The organism is Vibrio sp. OPT46 (genome assembly GCF_015163535.1).
In the GTDB taxonomy this organism is placed as follows: Bacteria; Pseudomonadota; Gammaproteobacteria; order Enterobacterales; family Vibrionaceae; genus Vibrio; species Vibrio alginolyticus.
On the sequence record NZ_JADDYG010000664.1, the window covers coordinates 1 to 738 of the forward strand.

The 738-nt window shown below is 41.2% G+C and carries 1 tRNA gene and 1 rRNA gene; both read left to right on the forward strand.

The annotated features are described in order from the left end of the window. The first annotated feature begins 117 nt into the window (after nt 1-117). Nucleotides 118-193: transfer RNA gene (locus tag IQR33_RS24235), tRNA-Glu, on the forward strand. A 304-nt stretch (nt 194-497) separates the two neighbouring features. Beyond that, a 23S ribosomal RNA gene (locus IQR33_RS24240) occupies nt 498-738 on the forward strand; the annotation flags it as partial.

The window sequence follows — 738 nt, forward strand, 5'->3', positions numbered from 1 at the left end:
GGGAACCTGGCGCTGGATCACCTCCTTAAACGATGATTATTGCGATGAGTGTTCACACAGATTGATACGGTTTATGAAGTTTAAGAGATAGAACATCCTCCAAGATGTTCACTTAGTGTCCCGTTCGTCTAGAGGCCTAGGACACCGCCCTTTCACGGCGGTAACAGGGGTTCGACTCCCCTACGGGATACCATCTTTAAACATTCTCTCTTGAGAGTTTTTAAAAATGGTTACTTCATTAGAAGTGATTAGCTCTTTAACAATTTGGAAAGCTGACAAAACAACAATTTATTGTTGTTTGTAAAGTTCTCAATGTTTGTCTTTAAGACAAACACCAAAAAACACATTCAAGTGTTCTTGGCTTTTTGTTTTCATTTTTTCTAAAAATGAAGGTAAAGAGATGAGTCCGGCAAAATCGATATGTCTCTCGCTCATTCAAATAATGAGAGACAACTTTGGTGACTTGTTCATCAACTCGAAACTCCTTCGGGTTGTATGGTTAAGTGACTAAGCGTACACGGTGGATGCCTTGGCAGTCAGAGGCGATGAAAGACGTAGTAACTTGCGATAAGCCCAGATTAGGTAGTAACAACCATTTGAGTCTGGGATTTCTGAATGGGGAAACCCACTAGCATAAGCTAGTATCGTTATGTGAATACATAGCATAACGAGGCGAACCGGGGGAACTGAAACATCTAAGTACCCCGAGGAAAAGAAATCAACCGAGATTCCGAAAGT